General features: G+C 54.2%; 18 protein-coding genes. 10 read left to right on the top strand and 8 right to left on the bottom strand.

The annotated features are described in order from the left end of the window. Nucleotides 1–34: 34 nt before the first annotated feature. The 3 genes from DTL42_RS04265 (at nucleotide 35) to DTL42_RS04255 (ending at nucleotide 4,759) form a co-directional block, all read left to right on the top strand. Nucleotides 35–2,764, top strand: a complete 2,730-nt coding sequence (locus DTL42_RS04265) for a c-type cytochrome (protein WP_114367434.1) — start codon at nucleotides 35–37, stop codon at nucleotides 2,762–2,764. 54 nt (nucleotides 2,765–2,818) lie between these two features. Continuing rightward, nucleotides 2,819–4,291, top strand: a complete 1,473-nt coding sequence (locus DTL42_RS04260; RefSeq protein ID WP_114367433.1) for a PQQ-dependent sugar dehydrogenase — start codon at nucleotides 2,819–2,821, stop codon at nucleotides 4,289–4,291. 237 nt (nucleotides 4,292–4,528) lie between these two features. Continuing rightward, the gene (locus DTL42_RS04255; RefSeq protein WP_114367432.1) at nucleotides 4,529–4,759 is read left to right on the top strand and encodes a carbon storage regulator; all 231 of its coding nucleotides are present in this window, start codon (nucleotides 4,529–4,531) and stop codon (nucleotides 4,757–4,759) included. Between the two features lie 19 nt (nucleotides 4,760–4,778). Here DTL42_RS04255 and DTL42_RS04250 read toward each other — a convergent pair whose 3' ends face one another. The 3 genes from DTL42_RS04250 to DTL42_RS04240 all read right to left on the bottom strand — a co-directional run bounded on the left by DTL42_RS04250 (nucleotide 4,779) and on the right by DTL42_RS04240 (nucleotide 7,859). Next, a complete protein-coding gene (locus DTL42_RS04250) occupies nucleotides 4,779–5,669 on the bottom strand; it encodes a cell division protein FtsQ/DivIB (protein ID WP_147274159.1) in 891 nt (296 codons plus the stop codon). A gap of 262 nt (nucleotides 5,670–5,931) precedes the next feature. Further along, entirely contained in the window at nucleotides 5,932–6,810 is an 879-nt protein-coding gene (gene murB, locus DTL42_RS04245; protein WP_114367430.1) for a UDP-N-acetylmuramate dehydrogenase, read from the bottom strand. A 254-nt stretch (nucleotides 6,811–7,064) separates the two neighbouring features. Continuing rightward, nucleotides 7,065–7,859 carry a YkgJ family cysteine cluster protein gene (locus DTL42_RS04240; RefSeq protein ID WP_114367429.1) on the bottom strand — a complete coding sequence of 265 codons (795 nt, stop codon included), beginning with the start codon at nucleotides 7,857–7,859 and terminating at the stop codon, nucleotides 7,065–7,067. Between the two features lie 290 nt (nucleotides 7,860–8,149). Between DTL42_RS04240 and DTL42_RS04235 the strand changes: the two genes are divergently transcribed. Then, nucleotides 8,150–9,334 carry a CinA family nicotinamide mononucleotide deamidase-related protein gene (locus tag DTL42_RS04235; protein WP_114367428.1) on the top strand — a complete coding sequence of 395 codons (1,185 nt, stop codon included), beginning with the start codon at nucleotides 8,150–8,152 and terminating at the stop codon, nucleotides 9,332–9,334. Between the two features lie 57 nt (nucleotides 9,335–9,391). On the opposite strand, the gene aat is transcribed toward DTL42_RS04235, so the two are convergent. After that, on the bottom strand, nucleotides 9,392–10,069 hold the full coding sequence (gene aat / locus DTL42_RS04230) for a leucyl/phenylalanyl-tRNA--protein transferase (RefSeq protein WP_114367427.1): 678 nt from the start codon (nucleotides 10,067–10,069) through the stop codon (nucleotides 9,392–9,394). 301 nt (nucleotides 10,070–10,370) lie between these two features. Here aat and dnaG point away from each other — a divergent pair, with 301 nt between their 5' ends. The 6 genes from dnaG to DTL42_RS04200 all read left to right on the top strand — a co-directional run bounded on the left by dnaG (nucleotide 10,371) and on the right by DTL42_RS04200 (nucleotide 17,495). After that, nucleotides 10,371–12,248 (top strand): DNA primase, encoded by a 1,878-nt coding sequence (dnaG, locus tag DTL42_RS04225; protein ID WP_158545227.1) that lies wholly within the window; start codon nucleotides 10,371–10,373, stop codon nucleotides 12,246–12,248. Between the two features lie 100 nt (nucleotides 12,249–12,348). Further along, on the top strand, nucleotides 12,349–14,022 hold the full coding sequence (locus tag DTL42_RS04220; RefSeq protein ID WP_114367425.1) for a sigma-70 family RNA polymerase sigma factor: 1,674 nt from the start codon (nucleotides 12,349–12,351) through the stop codon (nucleotides 14,020–14,022). A 171-nt stretch (nucleotides 14,023–14,193) separates the two neighbouring features. Next, on the top strand, nucleotides 14,194–14,901 hold the full coding sequence (locus DTL42_RS04215; RefSeq protein WP_114367424.1) for a zinc ribbon domain-containing protein: 708 nt from the start codon (nucleotides 14,194–14,196) through the stop codon (nucleotides 14,899–14,901). Between the two features lie 199 nt (nucleotides 14,902–15,100). Further along, on the top strand, nucleotides 15,101–15,589 hold the full coding sequence (gene greA, locus DTL42_RS04210; RefSeq protein ID WP_114367997.1) for a transcription elongation factor GreA: 489 nt from the start codon (nucleotides 15,101–15,103) through the stop codon (nucleotides 15,587–15,589). 139 nt (nucleotides 15,590–15,728) lie between these two features. Further along, a complete protein-coding gene (locus tag DTL42_RS04205; protein ID WP_114367423.1) occupies nucleotides 15,729–16,676 on the top strand; it encodes a PmoA family protein in 948 nt (315 codons plus the stop codon). A 96-nt stretch (nucleotides 16,677–16,772) separates the two neighbouring features. Further along, the gene (locus DTL42_RS04200; RefSeq protein ID WP_114367422.1) at nucleotides 16,773–17,495 is read left to right on the top strand and encodes a hypothetical protein; all 723 of its coding nucleotides are present in this window, start codon (nucleotides 16,773–16,775) and stop codon (nucleotides 17,493–17,495) included. A gap of 86 nt (nucleotides 17,496–17,581) precedes the next feature. Here the strand turns inward: DTL42_RS04200 and DTL42_RS04195 are convergent, their stop codons facing one another. The 4 genes from DTL42_RS04195 to DTL42_RS04180 form a co-directional block, all read right to left on the bottom strand. Then, nucleotides 17,582–20,845, bottom strand: coding sequence for an efflux RND transporter permease subunit (locus DTL42_RS04195; protein WP_114367421.1), 3,264 nt, complete (start codon nucleotides 20,843–20,845; stop codon nucleotides 17,582–17,584). A 17-nt stretch (nucleotides 20,846–20,862) separates the two neighbouring features. Continuing rightward, complete coding sequence (locus tag DTL42_RS04190; RefSeq protein WP_114367420.1) at nucleotides 20,863–22,215, bottom strand: efflux RND transporter periplasmic adaptor subunit; 1,353 nt, start codon at nucleotides 22,213–22,215, stop codon at nucleotides 20,863–20,865. Between the two features lie 152 nt (nucleotides 22,216–22,367). Beyond that, complete coding sequence (locus tag DTL42_RS04185) at nucleotides 22,368–22,676, bottom strand: DUF167 domain-containing protein (protein WP_114367419.1); 309 nt, start codon at nucleotides 22,674–22,676, stop codon at nucleotides 22,368–22,370. Then, a complete protein-coding gene (locus DTL42_RS04180) occupies nucleotides 22,673–23,365 on the bottom strand; it encodes a YggS family pyridoxal phosphate-dependent enzyme (RefSeq protein WP_114367418.1) in 693 nt (230 codons plus the stop codon). The genes DTL42_RS04185 and DTL42_RS04180 overlap by 4 nt, the downstream gene beginning before the upstream one ends. Nucleotide 23,366: the final 1 nt, after the last annotated feature.

Genomic DNA, 23,366 nt, shown 5'->3' with positions numbered 1-23,366 from the left:
CTCGTTTCTGCTATTCCACAAATTGGCACCACGCATGATCAGCTTGCAGCGTTATTCTATTTTGGCGGCATGGACTTTTGTCGTTCTGGGGGCTACGTCGCTCTTCGCTCAAACGGGGCCGGTAATTCCTGGTTACGAGCAGTTCCATGCTCAGGCGAGCGATGCCGCTGGGGGTGAGTTGCTGCTCAGCGAGTTGAACTGCGTGGCATGTCATGCTGAAGCCAATGCCAATTTGGGAAATCTGCCTCCTAAGTCGGCGCCGATCCTCTCGATGGTCGGGAGTCGGGTTCGCCCTGAGTATTTACGCGAGTACTTGCAAAATCCGCATCAACGAAAGCCAGGGGCCACGATGCCAGATGTTCTCGGTGGCTTGCCGGTCGAGCAGCGCGAGGACGCGATCGAGAACCTTACGCACTTCTTGGCCTCCACGGGAAGATTGCAAGAAGGGCGACGGCGTAGTCGCGAAGTACGGGAAGGGCAGCAGCTTTATCACCAAGTGGGCTGCGTCGCTTGTCACGGACCACGGGAAGGGGGCGAAGTCAAAGCCGCCCACTTGAAGCCGTTGGGCAAGCTGGAAGCAAAGTACTCGGTTCCTGCGTTGGCCGCCTTCCTGCAAGATCCCTTGAAAGTTCGCGCGTCAGGCCGCATGCCGTCGTTGCGGTTAAGCGATGCCGATGCCGGCAAGATTGCGCAGTACTTGCTACAAGATCTCGATGTCGAAGTGCCGGCGAATCTACATTATTCCTACTATGAAGAGGCGAACCTGAGCGAGCTGCCTGATTTCTCCAAGCTAACGCCGAAGGAGACCGGCGAAACGATGTCGTTCGACCTGGGGTTGGCGAAACGCAAAGATAATTTTGGCTTGGTTTTCGAAGGGTTTCTGAACATTGGGCAAGCAGGCGAGTACACCTTTCATCTCGATTCCGATGACGGTAGCCGATTGGAAATCGATGGCAAGCAGGTCGTGATCAACAATGGCATTCACCCTAAACAGCGACGTTCCGGCAAGATTCGTCTTCGACCGGGTATGCACGAACTGCGTGTTGAATACTTTGAAGGGGCTGGGCAAGAAGCGTTTGACGTAACCTTCGACGGTCCGGGCGGGCTACGTAACGCGTATGTTGCAGACCATGTGTTTCTGAGCAAAGACAAAGCGAATCAGGAGGCGGACGATTCCTTTCGCCTCGATCCACAGCGTGTCGAGCAGGGGCGGCTCCAGTTCGTTTCGCTAGGCTGTGCCAACTGTCACACCATGAACGATCTAAAGGCCGATCCGGGAGTGCTGCAGGGGCCAAGCTTGGCGGAGCTTGATCTGGCGAAAGGTTGCCTGGCATCGAAGCCTGGCCGGGCGCCTGATTTTCAATTAACTGAGGGGCAGCGAAAGAGTTTGGCGGCGGCAATAACTCACCGCAAGCAGCCCGACGTCCAGCCTTGGCAGCCGGAACAACAGGTCCAGCATTATCTGACGACGTTTAATTGTTACGCCTGTCACCAGCGGGATGAAATCGGTGGCGTGAGCCCAGAGCTTAACGCCTTCTTTCATACCACTCAGGAAGAAATGGGGGACGAAGGTCGAATTCCCCCCACGCTTACCGGCGTAGGAGGCAAGCTGTCTCCTACTTGGATGAAGAAGGTTCTCCGCGAAGGGGCGAAGGATCGGCCTTACATGCAGACGGTGATGCCCAACTTCGGGGGGCAGAACGTCGGTGATCTGGCACCTTTGTTGGCAAGCCTCGATGCGTTGCCTGAACATCCCCCGATCGATATTCCGGAAACGGAAGGACGAATCAAAGCGACGGGTCGTCACATGGTGGGCGACAAAGTATTTGGCTGTATCAAGTGCCATACGTTTGCCGGTGAGAAGGCCTCTGGCGTTCAAGGAATCGATATGACCTTGATGACCAAGCGGTTGAATCACGATTGGTTTCTGGCTTACGTCATAGATCCCCCTCGATTCCGCAAAGGAACACGCATGCCAACCGCCTGGCCTAATGGAAAGTCGGTGATGCGAAACATTTTGAGTGGCGACGCTGACCAGCAAGTTGAAGCGATTTGGCGTTATCTGCAAGATGGCGAGGAAGCTGCCAAACCGTTTGGCGTGGGGCAGCAAGCGATTGAGCTGGTTGCCTGGCGCAAAGCTGTCATTTACCGCAACTTCATCGAAGGAGCAGGCAGCCGCGCGATCGGAGTTGGCTTCCCCGAGAAGGCGAACCTGGCGTTCGATGCCACGAACATGAACTTGGCCCTGATTTGGCAAGGTTCTTTTATCGATGCCTCACGTCACTGGAATGGGCGTGGCCAAGGTTTTCAGCCTCCCCTGGGTGACAACGTGGTTCGTTTGCCTGGCGGTGCCCCTTGGGCCGTGCTGGCCAATCCTGCCGACAAATGGCCAACGGCTACTGGCAAAGAAGCTGGCTATCAATTCTTAGGGTATCGCTTAGATGAACTTAATAACCCGACCTTCCGATATCGCTTTGGCGACTTGACCGTTTCTGAAGCGTTTCATGCCGAGAAGTCAGGCGAGTTTCCCTCGCTGCTTCGCACCATTACCGTCGATGGTCACACGCCTGAGGGGACGCTTATGTTTCGCGCGTTGTCTGGGGCAGATATCCATTCCCTTGGCGATGGATGGTACCAACTGGGGGAAGGTTTGAAGGTGCAAGTCACCGGAGCGAACGCGACCCTGCGTGACGATCACTCTGACCTGGTTGTCGAAGTGCCGGACGGTTCTGAGTCGACGTTCACGCTGAAGTACGTTTGGTAAGCCGGTCACTTTTCTCCCGCATCCACTTCCCGCCCAGTCTCAAAGGCGCTTGTCATGATTCGATACTGTACTGCTTCCGTTTTCTGCTTGGTTTGTCTCGCCGGTAGCGTAACGCTGGCTCAGGACAAGGAGCAGGAAAAGTACTATAAAATCACCCCGTTGCCGGTGCCTGAAGGGGTTGTGCTGGAAGCCGGTGCGCTCGAAATGATGCCCGACGGTAAGCTCGCCGTCTCGTCACGTCGAGGAGAGATTTACCTGGTGACCAATCCCAAGGCAAGTTCGCCCGAGACCGACACCACTTTCCAACGTTACGCTCATGGACTGCACGAAGTCCTAGGCTTGGCGTACCGGCAAGGCTGGCTTTATGTAACTCAGCGGTGCGATGTTTCCAAGATTCGCGATACCAACGACGATGGCGAAGCGGACGAGTTCGAGGTTGTTTCCGACGGCTGGGGAGTCTCCGGCGATTACCACGAATACGCGTTCGGTTCGAAGTTCGACAAAGAGGGGAACATTTGGGTAACGCTTTGCTTGACGGGCTCGTTTTCTAGCCAGGTTCCGTTTCGGGGGTGGTGCTTACGCGTGAATGAAGATGGGACCACGGTCCCAACTGCCAGTGGAATCCGCAGCCCAGGCGGCATGGGGATGAACGAAGCTGGCGATGTCTTCTACACCGACAATCAAGGGCCTTGGAACGGGACGTGTGGGTTGAAGCATTTGGTGCCAGGGCACTTCATGGGACACCCAGACGGGAATCCGTGGTACAAGCTGGCGCCGAATCTGGGGACACCTCCGCAAAAGCCGGAAAGCAACAGTCGCTTTCACATCGAAGCGAAGAAGATTCCAGAGTACATGCCGGCTGCCGTGCTATTTCCTTACGATAAGATGGGCAAATCGGCCAGTGGCATCGATTACGACCGTTCCGGTGGCCAGTTTGGTCCGTTTGCTGGTCAAATGTTCGTTGGGGACCAATCGCATAGCACGATCATGCGTGTGGTTATGGAAAAGGTGAACGGCCGTTACCAAGGGGCTTGCATTCCCTTTCTGGAAGGCATTGGCTCTGGCACGTTGCCAATCTTGATTACCGAAGATGGAAATCTCTTTGTCGGGGGTACCAATCGAGGCTGGGGCTCACGCGGGAACAAGCCGTACTCGTTAGAACGCATCCATTGGACCGGCGTGACTCCTTTCGAGATTCTCGATGTCAAAGCGAATTCCGATGGCTTTACGGTGCGTTTTACCCAGCCCATCGATCCAGCCTCGGTCGATAAGCCTGATGCGATTGACGTCGAAACCTATACCTATATCTACCAGGCAAGCTATGGTAGTCCCGAGGTCGATCATACTAAACCTAAGATTACGAATCTTGAAGTTAGTCCTGATAACCTATCGCTGAAGATCACATTAGATCAGCTTGCCGAAGGGCACGTTCACGAGATTCATTTCCCTGGAATTAAGAACAGCTCAGGGGATTCGCTCTGGCACGATGTGCTGTATTACACGATGAATCAGATTCCAACAAAGTAGCTATTTATTGCGAGCGTTCTACGTGAGTTGTGTGGACGGTATTTCAGCGCAAATGTGTTGAAAATGCGATACCCTGAAATTTTCTTTAACGAAATAGATGCTAAACGCTTATACTCGCGGTAAGCCGTAAGCCATTTTTTGCTTGCTTGCAGTAGGCTTCTTTTGCGTGAAACCAACGGCTGATTAATGCCCGCTGCGGTTTCGAAAGTTCTTTTTGGGTGCAGGAGCAGGGAAGCGATGCTCGTATTAAGTCGTCGTATTGGCGAAAAAATTGAAATCGGTGATGGGATAACCATAACCGTCTTAAGAGTTTCCGGAAAAACGATTCGGTTGGGAATCGAGGCCCCTGATTCGGTGACGATTCGCCGCGCAGAGATCACGGTATCCGATAGCTGGCCGAAGCCGCCAGAGACCAGCGATGCTGATGCGATCGCGTTTAGTTCAGCCGATGCGATAAGCCGCATGTAAGCTTGCAGTCGAACGTGGGTTAACGCCGCACTGCCTCTGTACCGGCTACGCCACGTCCAGCCGTTCTCAAATCGAGTGAGGGCTGCGCCTGATTGCTCGATAGGCTTGCTTCAGCTGCTTTCTGCAGAATGACCTGCACTTTGTGCTTGGCCATCGCCTCTTGCGGTAGCTCTTTGCCAGGGGGGCTGCCCCAGATAATGCGGGTGTTGTCGGCCAGTTCGAGCTCGAAATGGCTTCCACCTTCGGTCGTGAGCACGATCCGTTTTAGCTTCAGATCGTTCCAATAAGGAAGCAGTTCCACGGCAATCGACGCGGCATCGGCAATACGGGGGTCTTCCCATTTCTTGCCCATATCCGCAGACGGCTTTTTGCTGTCAATCAGAATGCATGGATACTGGATCGCTTCCGCAGGCGAGAAGTCGGTATCCGGCAGCAGAAAGCCTTCGGCATCGATAGGAACTAAACCTCTGAGTTGATTCCCCTTTTTATCGGCATAGGCCACTTCAACCATGGCCACCGGACGACGGTATTCCACGTCGACCAAAACCTTGGCTGGATACTGCTTAACAACTTTGTTGACTTTGCGAATCCAAGGATGATAAGAGAATGTGGTCGCTATTTTGGCGGTCAGTTCTCGGTCGCGAAGATTGAGTTGCTCTGGAAATTTGTTTTTCTCGATCGTTTCAATCAAAACGTTCGAATGAATCCAAGAAGGTTGTTTGTTAATCAGGATGTCACGCGGAGAAAGGAGAAACTCCTCCCGCGAGGCGAACTTGTCGGCATAGTGATTCCACCCAGCGATCATCATCAGCACAAAAGCGGCGATGATCACCACGCACAGCAATAGCTGGCGAGCAATGGGCGAACCCAAGCCCAACAAACCCGATTGGGTTTGAGTGCTGCGACTCAATGGAGACATCCTTGTGAAAGTTGGCCAATCCTTGGCTTGCGGAAGAATTCCACATCCCACGCTGAAGAGCATAATGAATATTTCGTCTCCAATAAACGTGTCTCTGCACGTTTTTATGGAATCGAATTTCTAGCCCAATCTTTGAAATCGGCTGCGTGATTCAAGCAACTTGATTGCGGTTGCGGCGATTCTTTAGCTAGGGCAGAAAGCCCCCCATCGCTTGCTTGGTGTGGGGGGCATGCCTCGGGATTTGCTGCCGCTGCTACCAGTTGATTAGCTGGCAAGTCAGGTCCATCCCGGTGACTTCTTTGACGCGGCCTTGAACCAATTCAGCCAAACGCATGACATCGTTTGACGTCGCTTCACTGCTGGCAATCACGAAGTTGGTGTGTTCCGGGCAAATCTCGGCCCCGCCAACCTTGGTCCCTTTTAGGCCTGCTTGTTCGATCAACGAACTAGCCGAAAGCCCTGGGGGATCGAAGAAGAGGTAACCCATGTTCTCGTTGCCGCCGGGCTGAGAAGCTTTCTGAACGATCCAAAATTTTTGCATCCGGCGGGTCAGCTCTTGCGAATCGGTTGGCTCTAACTCGAACACTCCATTCAAGATAACCAATTCGTCTAAACTGCTTTGCCGGTAGGTGAAGTGCAAGTCTTGAGTCGTGCGGGTGAGGATTTCTCCGCCCCGCGTCATCACAGTGGCTTCAACCGTACGGTGGCCGATATCAACCCCGTTGGCTCCGGCGTTGCCATGCAACGCGCCGCCGATGGTGCCTGGCACGCCGGCCAGCCCTTCGAGCCCAGCCAGGCCTTTCCCGACGGCGGTGCTGATCACATGCGAAAGCTTGGCCCCGCCGCCAGCGGTGAGTCGATTCCCTTCGATTTCAATCTGGCTGAACGCGGGATGGTGCAAGTAAATCACCAGGCCGGGCACGCCCACGTCATTGATCAAAAGGTTCGATCCGCCTCCCAGCACTCGGGTGGGGATATTCAGTTCGCGGCTTCTTTTTACTACGGCGACCAGCTCGTCGACCGAGGTCGGTTCCGCGAAGTATTCAGCCGATCCCCCTAATTTAAGGCCTGTGTATTTGGCTAGGGGTTCATCTGTGCGAACGAAGTGCTCGAATCCAGCGGTCAATTCCATAGGTCTATCGTTCCAAAAGTAGATCAGAGGCCCCAAACTTTGTTGATTCTGCCACGCCAAGGACTTCCCAGCCGGTTAAGTCCATTGTTCCATCAGCAATCGTGGCAAATATCCTCTACGGTACCAACAATGATTTTGGTTTGGCAACCTGGGATAGACAGACGCCGCTTTGCTGATAAGCAATTCTTAGGGCGTCGCGACGCGCTTTAACCGAGCAAAATATGGGTGCGTTCTGTTTTTCTGGGGGGGTAGGCTCAGGCAGGTCGAGGAACACGCCGATTGAGGAACTTCGGCGCCGGAACGATCCTTTTTCTGGGTGGGGAATGAGGGTCGGTGCAGATCGCGTTCTTAAAGATGTCTTCTTGGTTCAAGTAATGCGTGAGGCAGTCGGGCACCTGGAGAGCGACCAGTACGGCCGAGCTTAATTCGTACAAATTACCGTCCAGACCATGCTCGACAAGCACACGTTGTAGGCTGCCAGAGATCCCCCCAGTGGCCTGCAGAGCAAATTTGTCTAAGGGAATGGATTGGGAGAAATCTCCGGCGTTGGCTTCGCGCTCGGCTTTGAAGCATTCGTTTTGATTCAGGGAGAAGACCCCCGAGCAGATCACCGGGCGGACCGGATAAACCATGCACTTGCCATCGGTGCCGAGCATGCCACAAGCAAGTGGACGCTGCGGAGCCTGAGCGTTTTGTTGGGCAATTCGCAGCTTGGTCACACGTGTCAGGCGATTTTTTACCGCGAACAGCGCGTCGGCATCGAGATAGGCTTTCAAGTATTCGCTAACCGCAATCGCTTCAATCGGAGTGGCGTCGACCTGGGCCGTCATGCAACAAGCAGGGCAGCCAGCCGAGCAGTCTCGCTGAGCTTGCTGGGGCGATTGATTCAGGAATTTCGCTTGCAAATTCCGTAAATCGTCGATCCAGTCCAGGCTCTCGCTCTGCTGACGTAGTAGCCCTTCCACAAGTTGGCGTCCATCGTGCGACGCTTGATGAAATACCTCAGTAATGTGCGGTGATACCGGTGATTGTGAGTCGCGAGCAGGCATTATCAATGTTTCATTCGTAAGATTGGCTGGTGTCGAACGTCGTTGGGCTTCGTTTCATCAAGGGGCGCTGCTTCCATAGCAAGCATCGGCAATCAGCAAGATTTCCCATGTTGTTGGGATGGGTGAAATGCCCCAAATGTGGTTAGGCGCAACCTTTCGTAGGGGTTGGCTACCTGCTTCAGGCTTCGCAGGTTATCGGGGTCGTGCTGAAACGAGCAGGTTTAGGTATCGTAGGGGATCGTGCTCACTCACTCAGTAACTTGCAATTTGTGTTAGGACGACCCAGCCGTATGTTTGCAGAGATTTTGGCCATCGGAGATGAGCTAACCAGCGGACAACGTTTAGATACCAACACCCAGTGGTTGAGTCAGCGATTGGAAGGTCTGGGGATTGAGGTGCGTTTTCATACGACCATTGGCGACGACCTGGCAGCTAACGTGCAGGCGTTTCGCATTGCGTTGTCGCGTGCCGCTTTGGTAATCGCCACTGGAGGGCTGGGGCCGACCGACGACGACCTAACCCGCCAGGCGCTGGCCGAGGCGACGGGAACAGAGCTTGAGTTGGATGGCGAGAGTCTGGAGCATATCGAGCGAAGATTTTCGATGCGGGGCCGACAAATGCCGCCGAAAAATCAAATTCAAGCCATGTTTCCGCAAGGAAGCCGCGTGATTCCCAATCCCCACGGAACGGCTCCAGGGATCGACCTGGCTTGGGCGAGCGAGGGACATACTTCTCGTTTTATTGCTCTGCCGGGGGTGCCAGCCGAGATGAAAGAGATGTGGCTCGCGACGGTGGCCCCTTCGCTGGCCGGTCAGGGGACCGTGAGAAAGATCATTCGCCATCATGTGGTGAAGTGTTTTGGCGTCGGTGAGAGCCACATGGAGGCTTTGCTTCCCGATTTGATCAAGCGTGGCCGAGAGCCGCGAGTCGGGATCACCGTGCACCAGGCGACCATTTCTTTGCGAATTACGGCCACCGGGGAATCGGCTGAGCAATGTGAAGCGGCCATTGCCGATACCGTGCAGCAAATTCACGCCGAGGTTGGCGACTTGGTGTTTGGCGAAGGGGAAGTCGAACTGCAGGATGTCGTTATGCGGCAACTGTTGGCACAAGGAAAGACAATCGCAACGGTCGAGTCATCGACGGCCGGGATGCTCGCTTTCTGGCTGGGCAGCGTCGACGAAAGACGTGCCGCCTTGGTGGGGGGGAGTATTTTGCCGCTGGACGCATTGAAGAGCCAAGAGCAAGTCGAGCAAGCAGCGGTGGCGGCTCGGGAAGCCAACCAAACCGACTATGCGTTGGCCTTGGGGACGTATTGCGATGCCGATTCGGCAGATCAGTACGCGATTGCCTTGGCTGGACCAGAAGGCGTGGCAGCGATTACCAGTGGTTTGGCCGGCCATCCAGAGATTTGGGGACCACGTATGGCCAAACAAGGGCTCGACTTATTGCGCAAGAAGTTGCTGGCGTACTAGCGGACCGCCCCGTTTCGCAGGGCACACGAATTCTCGTTCTAGGCTGCTATCCCCCTGTTAAGGCAGGATAGGTGCCAGTTCCGAGCCAAACGTTACCGGTAGATCGACCAACTGCTTGAGCAGTGCCAGGTAATCGCTGCGATCAATCTCGATAGCCCCCATGCTGCCGGTGTGTGGGGTCCACTGCTGGATATCGAAAAGTTGGTATCCACGGGCATTCAAATGCGAAACCAACGCGACCAGGGCCACCTTCGAGGCATCTCGCACGTTGTGAAACATCGATTCGCCGGCAAATGCTCCGCCGACCGATACGCCGTAGATTCCCCCTGCTAGTTCTCCTTCGTGCCAGACTTCCACGCTATGGGCGTGCCCTTCGCCGTGCAGCCGGCAAAAGGCTTTAATCATAGCGGGTGTGATCCAGGTGCCATCTTTGAGGTGCCGAGGCTTCGAGCAACCGAGCATGACCTCGCGAAAAGCCTTGTTGCAGGTTACCTGGAACTTGCCGCTGCGGATGGTTCGCTTCAAGCGGCTGCTGACATAAAGGCCGTCCAGAGGAATGATTGCGCGGGGATCGAGCGAGAACCACGTCATCGGCATCCAATCGCCCCACATGGGCCACGGAAAGATGCCATGCCGGTAGGCATCCAGCAGCCATTCCGAGGTCAGCCGGCCTCCGACTAGCACCAAATCGTTTTCGTCAGCTTGTTCTGCGGGAGGAAAAAAACGGGAGACCAAATTATTTGCTCTTAAATTGCCGCGATGATAGCAGTGGGAAAAAAGTCGAAAGTACTACGTTTAAAAGCCCAAAATCGATATTGTAAAGAATAGTTGCTAGCGTGAAACAAAAAGTGTGTCGGCAGGCGTCAATGCGAACTTGACCTAAAATCGGGAAATGGGCTAAATTGCTCCCACGTGCTACGGAAGGCACGGCCTAGAATGTCAAACTCAGGCTGAGTGGTGATCGCAAGGATGTTGCTATCACACCGACATTTCAGGCAAAGGGTTCCCGTTCAACCCTGGAAGGAAGTCCAAAAGGGTGGCTTTACCCCCAGACAATAACGTGACGAAAGAAGACGTCAAAGAACAGGTGCGTGCCGCATCGGACATCGTGGATGTTCTCGGCGCTTACTTGAACTTGAGACGGCAAGGTCGCGGCTACGTCGCTTTGTGCCCTTGGCACGACGACTCGCGTCCTAGCTTTCAGATCAACCCACAGCGTCAATCGTGGCGGTGCTGGGTGTGTGGAATCGGTGGCGATGTCTTTAACTTCGTCATGCGTCGCGAGTCGATTGATTTTCGGGAAGCTTTGGAACTGTTGGCCGATCGAGCCAATATTGCTTTGCCTTCGCAAGGCCCAGTTGCCCCGGCGGGTAGCCCTGACGACAAAAAATTCCAATACAATGCGTTGGCCTGGGCCGAGCGGTTGTTTCACGAACTGCTGCTGAAAGATCCAATTGCTGACGAAGCCCGACGTTACTTGCACGATCGTGGAATCACACAAGAGGCGATTCATCACTTCCATATCGGTTTTTCGCCCAACGATTGGCAGTGGCTGTGCAATAAATCGCATCAAAGCCAATACACGCAGCCGGTCTTGGAAAAGGTTGGCTTGATCGGCAAATCGCAGTCCGGAAATGCCTACGACCGTTTCAAAGGGCGTGTGATATTTCCGATTCGCGATGCCCAGTCGCGCCCGATTGCTTTCGGTGGTCGGATTTTGCCTGCCTATGCAGACGAGAAATCGGCCAAGTACGTTAATTCGCCTGAAACTCGGCTCTTCTCCAAGAGTGACAACGTTTACGCGTTGGACCTGGCCCGCGATCACATCACCAACAGCAAGAAGGTGATTGTGGTGGAAGGCTACACCGACGTGATCGCCTTGCACGAAGCTGGCGTTAAGAACACGGTAGCTGTCCTCGGAACCGCCCTGGGACCCCGCCATATTCAATTACTGCGACGATACGCCGACACCGTTTACTTGGTGCTCGATGGCGACGAAGCAGGGCAAAAACGCACCAGCGAAGTGCTGGAACTGTTCATTGCTCAGCAGGTCGACTTGCGAATCGCGACGCTGCCGAACAATTTAGATCCATGCGATTTTGTGCAGCAACAAGGGGCTGACGTTTTTCGAGCTCACTTGGCAAAATCGCTCGACGCGCTCGAACACAAAATTCGTATCGCCACCGCCGGCATCGACCTGGCCAACGACCTGCACGGAGCGAACGACGCTCTGGAAGACGTGCTCAATACACTGGCCAAGGCACCGAACCTGGCGTCGGAAACGTCCTCAGAAGTTCGGCTGCGAGAACATCAATTTTTGGCACGTATTGCCCGCCAATTTCAGGTTGCTGATTCCGAATTACGAACCCGTTTGTCCTCCCTGCGTAAAGCAGCTAAGACAAAGGAGCATCGGTTCGAGAGTGAGCATGGTGGTCCTGCGGAAAAGCCCAACAAAACGTTTCGCATTGGGGAACTCGATAGCTGGGATCGCTTGTTGATCGAGCTGATGCTGGCCCACCCAGAAACCATTGAATGGTGCTTCGACGAGATTGGTCCTGACGAGTTGACCAGCGAAGGTGCCAAGGCCATTTTTCAAGTCATCCGTTCCCGTTCGGAAGCTCACGAGGATTGTGGCTTCCCAGGGATCTTAGATTCGATCGATAACGAATCGTTGCGATTCTTATTGATCGAACTCGACGAGTCGGCTTCGCAGAAGGAAATCGCGGAGCCGGAAGAGGAACTGAAATCAATCATCGCGGCGTTTCGGCGTCGCCATGAAGATCGCTACATGGGACAGCAAGTCGCGTCCATGCAGCAAAAAGTGTTATCCGAAGAGGATGAACTCGACATCCTCAAACAAATTATCGAGCAGCAACGAAATCGCCAGGGTATTTCCTTTCCCACGGATGGGTAGAGGATACCGCTTGACGTCGCACGGATTGAATTGACCCGCATTTCAATTTCGGTGCGTAAATGACCAAGGAATTTTATGGGAAGGCAAGGAGGTCTTCACTATGGAATTTGCCGATCAAGAATTGGCCGTTCTTTTGGAAAAAGGTAAGTCGCAAGGTTATTTGACCTATGATGAGGTCAATAATTATCTGCCCGACGAAGCCAGTGGTAGCGAAAAGCTGGATGGTCTTTTGGCCGAGCTGGAGAATCGCGGAATCGAACTGGTTACCGAAGCACCGGAAGATGATTTCGATGACGCTCCTTCCACCAAAGCCCCTTCGGCCCGCGAATTCGCCGAAGCATTAGACGACGACGGCAGTGGCGAATCGTTCGGTTCGGAAGAGATCACCAAGAGCAGTGACGATCCGATTCGGATGTATCTCTCGCAGATGGCCTCCATTCCGCTGTTGGCCCGTACCGAAGAGATCGCCCTGGCCAAGAAGATTGAAATCACCCGCAAACAGTTCCGCCGCTTGGTGCTGGGCTGTGACTTTGCTTTGCGTCACACGGTCGAGATCTTGGAAAAGGTTCATCGCGGCGAATTGCCGTTCGATCGGACGATCAAAGTCTCGCTGACCGAGAACTTGACCAAAGAGCAGATCCAAGGCCGCATGCCGCACAACCTAAAGACGCTGCGGGTTATGCTCGAACAAAATCGCCGTGATTTCCAACGTTTGTTGCGTAAGAGCACTCCCCGCGAAGAACGTCTGGCCGCACGCAAGCGTTTCATTCGTCGCCGCCAGAAGTGTTTGCAACTGGTAGAAGAGTTGAGCTTGCGTACGCGTCGCGTGCAGCCGGTCATGGCCCAGCTAGAGGACTTTGCCGATCGGATGGAAGAAATTCGGGCCCGCTTGGACCTGATTCGCGAAATTCCTGCCGCCAAGGACGAACGAGCAAACCTGCGTAAAGAACTTCGCGACTTGATGCTGCTAACGCTGGAAAGCCCACGCAGCTTACGAGCTCGTTGCGAAAAGTTCCGCAAGCAGTTCGATCAATACGAAGGAGTCAAACGCCAACTGTCCAGCGGTAACTTGCGTTTGGTGGTTTCGATTGCCAAGAAATATCGCAACCGTGGTTTGAGCTTCCTCGACTTGATTCAGGAAGGCAACACCGGCCTCATGCGGGCGGTCGATAAGTACGAATATCGCCGTGGTTTCAAGTTCTCGACCTATGCTACCTGGTGGATTCGTCAGGCGATTACGCGGGCGATTGCCGATCAGGCCCGGACAATTCGCATTCCGGTTCACATGATCGACGTGCTGTCGAAACTGCGAAACGTGCAAAAAAGCCTGCTGCAGGAACTTCGTCGCGAACCGACCATGGAAGAAATCTCGCGTCGCAGCGAAGTCCCGGTCGAAGAAGTTCGTCGAGTGATGGATATTGGCCGCCATCCGGTGAGCCTCGATCGTCCCATCGGCGAGAGCGAAGATAGCAGCTTTGGCGAATTCATCGAAGATGGCCACGAAGAAACACCCATTCGTAAGGCTTCCAACGAGATCCTGCGAGACAAGATCGGCGGCCTGCTGAAGACGCTGACCTATCGCGAACGTGAGATCATCAAGCTCCGTTATGGCCTGCAAGATGGTTACACGTATACGCTGGAAGAAGTGGGTCGAATTTTCAAAGTGACCCGCGAACGTGTCCGGCAAATCGAAGCCAAAGCCGTGCGAAAGCTGCAACATCCAGTTCGTAGCCAGCAATTGGCTGGATTTCTGCATACGGCCGATGCTGCCTAAGCAGCAGTAACGACAACTTTAGCAAACCCCCAAAGCATGGGCATTATCGTAATGCCCATGCTTTTTTGTGTTGCCTAACGGGTAAAATAAATGGGTGGCGTGTGCTAGAACCAAGGGGACTGGTACATTATCCAGAGAATCGAAACGCAATATCCCCCTGATGGATGGAATATGTCCAACCGACCCTACAGCGAGGTGCTCCAGGAACTTCACCGGATCCACCGTCAGCTCAGCGACTTGCGAAGTCGTTTGACCCGCTGCCCGCTTCGGGTAAACGCGGCACGCAATCGTGTAACGGCGGCCGAGGAAGTGGTGGCTACGACCAAAGAGGCGATCAAAGCGACCAAAATGACCGCCGACCGTAAACAGCTGCAATTGCGGGAAAGCGAAAACAAGGTTGCTGTTACCGAAGGCAAGCTCAACGCGGCCAAGACCAACGAAGAATTTCAGATTTTCAAAGAACAGATCGCAGCGGCTCAGATGGCAAACAGCGTGATGTCGGACGAGATTCTGGAAGCTTTGGAAAAGATCGATCAGCTGGAAGCGAAAGAGGTTGAAGCCAAGCGAGCCGTCGAGACAACCAAGTCCGATTGTGCCAAAGTGGAAGCCGAGGTCGAACAGCAGCGGGCCCAGTTAGAATCGGAGATCGCTCGTGTGCTGGAACAGCTGGAAGGTGTGGAAAAGGATATTCCTCCAGATATCCGTGCGGACTACAAACGCGTGGTGAAAACCAAAGGGGAGGAAGCGCTGTCCTCGGTGATGAACGGTTACTGCACCCAGTGCAATGTGCAGCTGCGAATTCAGACGGTGAGCGATTTGAAGCTAGGTAAGCCTGTCTTTTGTTCGACGTGCGGGGCTTTTCTTTACTTCCCCGAATAAGCAAAAGCAAGCGTCTAGCCCGTTTTTTAGGGCTGACAATGCCTAATTAGTGCGATGCGCTAGTCGTAGGTCAAAGCTGGCTTTACAAACAGCTCCTATTTCAATAACAATAAAAAGAACAACACAAACAAGATCTTACATGCGGCCTGACCCAGGTCGCGTTTTTTTTTTCAGTGAGGGAGTTTCTGACATGTCGAGCATGGCCGATAGAATGCCCATGTCCCGTAAAGGGTACGAGAAGCTTAGAGCCGAGTTGCATCATCTCGAAGACGTTGAAATGCCAGCGATCACCGAGAAAGTGGCCAACGCCCGAGCTGAAGGGGACTTAAAAGAGAATGCCGAATACCACGGCTCTCGCGAAACTCAGGGAATGATTCAGGCCAAGATTAACTTGCTTAAATCGAAGCTAAGCAAGGCCCACATCATCGATCCATCCTCGGTCGATACGTCCGTGATTGGCTTTTTTGCCACCATCACCGTCCGCGACGTTGATATGGACGAGGAAGAAGTCTATTCGTTGGTGGGTTCTGGCGAAGAGGATTTCATGAATAACAAAATCCTCGTCGATAGCCCCATGGCTCAAAAGTTGATCGGCAAAAAGGTGGGGGATGTCGTTGAGATTCCTGCACCCAAGGGGACCTACGAACTGGAAGTGCTGAAGATCGAATACATCTTCGATGAAGACTAGTTCCGCCCCTTAGCGAAGCGAACATACCAACGGTCTGGCAAATTGCGAGGCCGTTTTTGTTTGAGTGCCCTGGCTCCAACGTTTAGGCTGTAAGGACCTTCCGCGCGATGTCCCGCCGCTACTTGGAGTTGCTCTTCTCATGCCGTTCCGTTTCTCGCTATTGTTGCTCTTGGTTTCGTCTGCCTGGGCGGCTGCTGAAGAACCTCTTCCGCAAGCTAAGCCGGTTCCGCAGATGCAGGTTTTGCCTCTGCCGCACGATCAAATCTCGGTCACGCGCGATGGCCAAGAGATCTCGCGTTATCATTATGCCCCCGATTTGGAACGGCCTTTTCTGTATCCCATCGTAGGACCTGCCGGACGCAGTTTGACGCGCATGGGGCATCCGCACGATCCCAACGGGCATAGTCATCACAATTCGGTCTGGGTTACTCATCACGATGTCAACGGAGTCGACTTTTGGGCCGATCCATCGCCGGGCAAGATCAAGCACACCCGCATTGGTCAATTGATCGATCACGATGATCGCGCGGTGATTCAAGTCGTGAATACCTGGATCGATAGCCAAAGCGAGAAAACGCTGCTGGAAGAACGACGCACGATGTCGTTTGTCCCACTGCCACAGGACGAGTGGTTGCTGGCGATCGACATTCAACTGACGCCCCCAGCGGGACCGGTGACGTTTGGCGATACACCGTTTGGCCCGCTAGGTGTGCGTATGGCCAAGTCGATCGGAGTGAATGATGGCGGGGGGACCATCCGCAATAGCGAAGGTCTGGTCGATGAAAAAGAAGTCTTTCGAAAACGGGCTCGGTGGGTCGACTATTCCGGGCCAATCACGTCTCAGGCAAACGAAGGAATCACGCTGTTTAATCATCGTGACAATCCAACGTTTCCAAGCGCATTTCACGTACGCAATGACGGCTGGATGGGAGCGACCATGTCGTACGAGAAGCCGCTTGAGCTGAAAAAGGGAGAATCGCTATTGCTGCGCTATGGGCTCTATATTCACGCAGGCGTCGCCTCATCTCAAAAAATCGAGCAAGCTTTTGCCACTTATCACGAACTTCCAATATTGCCTGCAAAATAGAATCGGCGATAATCATCCCCATTCCGGGGAGTAATCCGTGTGCTTGAAAGATTCCAGTCACGCCGCCTCCCCACGGTGTAGGAGTAATTCTCAGTGATGTCGAACGATCAATTTACTGTCGAAGATAACACCCGATCCGGCGGAGGTGGTTGCACGACCATCGTCATCGGCTGTTTGGTCGTTTGCCTGGTCCTGGCGGGAATCGCTTGCGGGGTTGGGTACTACATTTATGCGACCACCAACTGGAACGAACTGGTTGCCAACGTGGTGGAGCCTGAAATTAAACGCATCATCAACGAAACCGATCTTCCGGAAGACCAGAAAGAAGGAATGAACGCGCAGGTCACGCGTTTGGCCGATGGATATCGGGAAGGGAAGATCACCTTCGTGCAGTTGAAGCAAGTTGGGGACAGCATTTTGAAGTCTCCGATCATCTCTGCTATTCCCGTCGAGGTTGCTCGTGTTAGCTATATCGACCCTTCGGGACTCTCTGACGAAGAAAAGGCGAATGCGACGAAACAATTGGAACGAGTCGCGCACGGGATGTTCGAGGAAAAAATTGACGAGAAAGAGCTCGAAGAGTTGATCGACGGTCGGATTGCCGACAAGAACAAGGAAGGCAAGCTCGAATTTCGCCAAAAGGTAACCGATGAGCAACTACGAGAATTTGTTACCGCTTGCCAGAAGCTGGCCGACTCGAAAGGCATTCCAGATCAAGAGTATAAGATCGACTTCGCCGCAGAATTAAAGAAGGCGGTCGATGCTGCGTTAGACGGCAAACCTGCCGAACCGAATGCGGATGGCGAAGACTCGCCGTAGGCAAGTTCAAACGCTCTCGCCCCAACCTTGCCAAGGGGGGCGAGAGGCTGATGCTTACTCGCTGATCTTTCTTCGCTGAGAAATCTTTAACTGGCAGCCGTTTGGCGAGTAAATACTTTTTGCCGCCACCGGGCAAATGTCCCTGGCTGCCAATCGGCGTTGAAATAGGCCAGGCTGTAGGCCACGGGGATGACGAGCAAGGTCAGGATCGTGGCGAAGCCGAGCCCGAAGATCACGGCTCCGGTCAGCGGTTGCCAAAATTCTGCCCCGCCACTCAGGTTTAAATACAACGGCAACAAGCCACCAATGGTCGTCGCGGTGGTTAGCATCACCGGACGGAGGCGATTGATGCCGGCTTCGATGATGGCGTCCTGAACCTTGAGGCCACGTTTTCTCGCTTGGTTTATAAAGTCTACCACCACGATCGCATCGTTCACGACAATGCCGGTTAAGCTCACCAAGCCAATAAATGTCGCCAGGCTGAACGGGAAGTCGCTGAGGAACATGCCGGCGACCACCCCCACAAAGCTCAGCGGAACCGTGATCATCACGATACATGCCTGGCGAAAACTGCCGAATTGATAGACCAGAATCGCGAAGATCAGCACCACCGCAATCAGCATCGAGGCGGTTAAGTAATTCATGTTCTTGGCGGTTTCTTCGCTTTCGCCGGTGAACTCGGCCCGCAGCCCTTCCGAGGGCGTACCTACCGTGCCGACAAAGGCCATGTCCATGAAGCTCATTGAAGGATCGTTCACCGTTCGGAAGCCAAGCGATGGCAAGATTTCCTCACGCAGTTTTTCAAAGATGAGGTCGGTATCTGGATTGTCGACCACATCGCATTTGGCGGTGACGGCTCGTTTGCGGTCGTAACGATTCACGGCAAACAAACTCGTGGCACGATCTAAATGGGCCAGCTGCCCAATCGTGGCCTTCTTCCCATTGGGACTGGTGAGCATGATTCTTTCGAGCTGGTCTTTGGAAGCCCGGTACTCGTCCAATGCCTGCAACCGCAGCGTTACGTCTTCGTCTCCTAGGTTCAGCTCGATCGTGGTGTCGCCGTTGATTGCCGTTTGAATTGCCTGGGCGACTTGAGCTTCGGTCATGCCGTAGATGCCGACAATTTCCGGGAACGGTTCGACGACGATCTCGGGATTCAAATTGCGGTAATCGGAGCGAACATCGACAGCCTGGGGAATTTGATGCAAGGCCGCCGTGGTCGCATCGGCCACGTGCCCTAGCTGGTCGAGGTCGTCTCCGGTGAAACGAACAGCCACCTTCGCGCCCCCAGGCGGACCTTCTTCGACTTCTTTAATGGTGTATGTCATGCCTGGGAACTGCTTGATCGTTTGATCGAACTTTTCCCGTAGCTCGGATAAGATCATCCGTTCGTGTCGTTCCCGGTCGAGCGGCGAAAGGAGTTCGACCATGATCGTGCCAAACTCTGGACCAACGGCCGGGTCGTTTTCCAAGCGGCTGGCTAAACCTTCTGAAGAACCCAAGGCCGAAACGAAGTTCACAAGTTCGCTGTTCGGACGGGCGGCGAGTTCCCGCAACGGTTCTTGCAGGGCTTCGGCGGCTGCAATCGTTTGATGAATGCTGCTGCCCAAGGGAAGCTCGTACTTCACCTCGAATTGCCCACGGTCGCTTGGCGGGAAAAATTCTTTCTCGACATGCACCATCATGAAACCGGCCCACACCAACGCCAGGATCGTGCAAGCAACAATCGCCCACCGCGTTTGCAGGCTCCAACGCAATGCGTAGATATACATTTTGGTGAAGAAGCCCAGATTAGGCCGAATGCGGATCTCTGCGTCGTCGTGCGTCCGGGGAATGGCAGCATGCACCGACTCGTCGGCGACGACTTCGCTTGGCTTGCGCCGACTATACCAACGGGCCGCGACCACTGGAATGAAGAAGTGATCGACAAGGATACTACCGAAGAGCGAGACGCTGACCACTTCCGGCATCACACGCATGAAGTCTCCCATGATGCCAGGCACCAGCAACATCGGCAGAAACGCAGCAATCGTGGTAAGGTCGGCCATGATGACCGGCGTGCCAACTTCTTCAATACCGATTTTAGCGGCGTCGACCGGATCTTCGCCGCGCTCGATATGCCGGTGGATGTTCTCTGCCACGATAATGGCCCCGTCCACCACCATTCCCAGCACCAGGATGAAAGCAAAGATGACCATGTTCGAGACGGGAATCCCCAGGGCATACAGCGCGATCAAACCCACCGCAGAACTGAGCGGAATTGCGGTCAGCACCAAAAAAGAAATTCGCAGACCCATCGTCCAGGCCAGAATTACCAGCACCAGCATCGCGCCGAAGATAAAGCTAGAGCCCAGCACGCGGAACATAATCGAGATTTCGGCAGACGTGTCACGGGTGATCGAGAACTTGATATTCGGGTACTGCGGTCGCAGTTCTTCGACTTTCTCCTTCACCGTGATTGCCGCAGCCAACGTGTTGATGTCGGCTTCTTTGTTCACGATGATCGTGGCGCACGATTCACTATTTAAAAGCGCCACGTTTCGTAAACGTCGGTAGGTGTCTTCTACCTGGGCGACGTCGCCGATCTTGATGAGTTTGCCACCCTCGTTGCTGATGATCGCATCTCGAATATCATCGACACCGCGAAATTGGGTTTCGTTGCGAACGCGAAAGTCGAATGTCCCGGTATCGAGTTCCCCCGCAGGCATTTCGGCATGGAAGTTGGCCAGCGCCTGGCGAAAATCGCCCAGCGTCAAACCGTACTCGGCTGCCAAGTCGACGTTCACGTTTACATGGATTTCGCGTTCCCGTCCGCCAAAAAGCTGGGTGTTGGCAATGCCTGGGATCGTTTCGAGTTCTTCCTGCACTTCTTCGGCCAGCGTTTTCAGAGCGGCCTCGTCGAATCCTGCCGGAGCGGTCATGTTGACCAGCATCAGGGGTGTGTTCTCGAAGTCGATATCAGTGACCGAGGGTTGCACTTCGCGGGCAACAGGAAGCTCGCGCCGGATTTCGTCCACCAAGTCTTTGACTTCGCCGCGAGCCTGATCGGGATCGACACCGTCGAGAAAGATGATTTGAGTAACGCTCGACCCACGCGTGCTGGTAGAAGCGATGAAGTCGACGTTCTTGAGCTTTTGCAGGGCGTCTTCGATCTTGCTGGTGATCTGTTCCTCGACCTCTACCGGCTGTGCGCCAGGGTAGGGGACAGCCACCAAGACCACTGCTTTCGAAATCGCAGGGGTCCGCTGCACAGGGATATTCAAGGCCACCATCACGACGGCTGCCAGCACGATCGCCGTGCAAACAATCACGAAGCGAGGCTGGTCGATAGCTCCGGCACTGATCTTCATAGGAAGTCGCTCCTTGCTTACTTTCCGGAGTTCTCGGTTTCGAGACGCGATACTTCAGTCATCGGGACTCTGCCACTTGTGGGAGAAAAGAGGGGAGTCGTGTTTGATTGAATCGCCCCCATTACCTCTAAAGGCCGCCCTTCAACCAGACGATGCTGCCCTTGCACGACCAACAGTTCGTGGCCGCCGGGAATCGAAGGGAGGATAAAATTGCGGCCTTGCTCGATGTACGAGGGAATCTCGATTTGCTGAGCGATCAGGTTAGGCATCTCGGCCAGTTCCATGCCGGCCAGGTCGATCTTCGTGGTGGGGTTTTCAGGGGAAACGACCGCAAAGAATAGGTTTGCCGTACGATCGTTGAAAACGACGCTCTCGACGGGGATCTGATAGCCATCCAACTCACGAATGACGAAATCGGCTTTGGCGACCAAGCCGGGCTTGAGCAAGCGATTGGGATTATCCAGCAGCACTTCGACCTCGAACAAGCCGTTGCCATCGCTGGCCGTTTCCGCCATGCGATAGACGGTTCCCGCCAGCACGGTGCTCCCTTCCAGGTTCGAAGATGTATCGAAACGTCGCACGTACACCTTGAAGTCGGAAACAGGATTGGGGAAGCCTGGCTGAGGAGGTGGTTCTGACTTACGACGCTTTTGATTGAACTGCCGCTGCATGGCAATGATGCGAGATTCAGGCACCCCTACCGTTAACAAGACCTTATCGACCTGAACAATCTCGAAGACCGCCTGGTGCATGTTGATCGATTCGCCCGCGTTGACCAACCGTTTGGAAATGACGCCATCTTCCGGAGCGATTAGGAGGGCATCTTCGAGGTTCTTTTCCGAGATATCCTGCATCGCCTTGGAAACTGCCAATTGCTGGGTAGCTTGCTGGAACGAGGTTTCCGATACGACCCCGGGACTGCGCTGCTGCAAGTTGGCCAGCCGTTGGTACTCGGTTTGGGCGTTTTCCAGGTTGGCGTTCGCTTCGTCACGACGCGAACGCAGGATCCGCGTATCGAGCTGGGCCAAGACTTGCCCGGCGGTTACCCGGTCGCCGACGTCGAGGGTCTTGCCTTCCGCCGTCTTACCGAGCGATTCGACACGGCCTGCTAGTTGAAACGCCAGCGAGAAACTTTCCAGTGGTTGGATCGTTCCGGCGTAGCTATCGAGGATCTCTAGTGGCTGCCGGTGTAACTGCATCAGCGTTACCGGGGCCAACGAATTGCTACTAGGCGTAAGGGGTTTGGTCTCGTTCGATACGGGCTCGGGGGCGCCAAAAAATTGATTGCGCCCACCACTGACGTACATCACCGCCAAGGCGAAGATCGTAACGATGATCAGACCAACGAATTTTCCAATCCGTCGTTTCATGAAATTCCCGCACGTTGAAATGAAAAGGATTATCTTTCGGTGACTTCACGATTTAGAAAACGTACCACCAGAAAGGTATTCGATAAGTATGCTAGGTCGATCGTATTTCAGGGAGTTGCTGCTGGCAAGGTAAAATGGACACAACGTCCAACTTACGACTCGGTCACGCCACTTGCGATCAATAGTTCTACTAAGGCTTCCGGTGAAACGTTTCGGATTAACAGTTTCTTTTGGGAACTCGTCTCGCCAGAAAGAATCTCAAGCTGGGAACCGCGAAGTTTCCAGGTTTTTCGCAAAAAATTAACAATCGCCTTGTTGGCCTTCCCTTTTTCGGCGACTTCGGTAACACAAACTTTGAGGGACCCTGCTTGCAAACCACGCAGTTCTGTCTTGCGGGCACCCGGCTGCGCCTTGATTTCTAAGACGCAACCTAACGGGTGGGGTTGAACGTTGACGTTCACCGGAGCCCCTCAAACAACGTGGAACCAACACGAACCATCGTAGCCCCTTCGCGAATAGCCAGATCGAAATCGTGGCTCATGCCCATCGAAAGTTCGTCTAGCGAGATTTCGTCTGGGCAATTATCGCGGAGCTTGTCCCGCAGTTGCCGGAGTGCGGCAAAGTCCTTTTGGGCTTGGTCTCGCCCTCCATCGAGGGAGGCCATGCCCATTAAGCCAACGATTTGCAGGCGATTCAACGCGGCAATTTGTCGCAGGGCCGGTTCGATCTCGTCTGGGGAAAAGCCATGTTTGGCGGAGTCGCCTGAGATGTTCACTTCAATCAAAGCCTGCAGTCGACCGTCGCCTGTCCAATCGTCGTTGGCGGCTTGCAGTAGACGTAAGCTGTCGCCGGAATGCAGCAGCGAAAGAAGCGGGATGGTTCGCTTGGTTTTGTTGCGCTGCAAATGGCCGATCATGTGCCAGCGGGGCGAGAAACTGGCCAGGGCCTCGGCTTTCGTCCATAACTGCTGAGGGCGGCTTTCCCCTAGATCGTGACAGCCGAGTTCTAACAACGCCTGGGTGGTTTCGAGGTCGACATATTTCGTCACCCCGATCAAGCGCACGGCGTCCGCCGTACGGCCAGATGCCGCAGCGGCTTCTGCCAGCGTTTGTCGAACTTGTGCCAGGTTGTCACGCAAGCGCGTTTGCATG

Origin of the sequence: Bremerella cremea, assembly GCF_003335505.1 — a bacterium.
In the GTDB taxonomy this organism is placed as follows: Bacteria; Planctomycetota; Planctomycetia; order Pirellulales; family Pirellulaceae; genus Bremerella; species Bremerella cremea_A.
The sequence above is the reverse complement of the archived record's forward strand: the minus strand, read 5'-3'. Positions and strand labels throughout refer to the sequence as shown.